At 36.6% G+C, this 306-nt stretch carries 1 protein-coding gene; it reads right to left on the reverse strand.

The features are described 5' to 3' along the window. Positions 1 to 25 precede the first annotated feature (25 nt). A partial coding sequence (locus E1176_RS00065) for a helix-turn-helix domain-containing protein (protein WP_155208568.1) occupies positions 26 to 306 on the reverse strand: 281 nt, incomplete at its 5' end.

A 306-nucleotide genomic window follows, 5' to 3' on the forward strand; every position in this document is an offset into this window, starting at 1 on the left:
ACAAGTGCTGGATTTTCCAGCATTTTTATTTTCTGCTTGCTTGTAGCAAATGTCTATTTCTGCTTAGTACCTCTCTTAATTGAGATTTATAGTATCTAATAATTCGAGATCCTGGTAGCTGTTCACAAGGAACACGACCTTCCTTTTTCCACTTTATTAAAGTCACTTCACTTATACCTAAAAATTCAGAGGCTTCTTTCTGGTTTAGTATTTCGTCTGTCGTATCATGGCTCGCTATCTGCCCAATACTTTTCCCAACACACTCTGTTATTATGTCCTTAAGCTCATCTAAGCTTAATGAGATCA

This window comes from Fulvivirga aurantia (genome assembly GCF_009711475.1).
In the GTDB taxonomy this organism is placed as follows: domain Bacteria; phylum Bacteroidota; class Bacteroidia; order Cytophagales; family Cyclobacteriaceae; genus Fulvivirga; species Fulvivirga aurantia.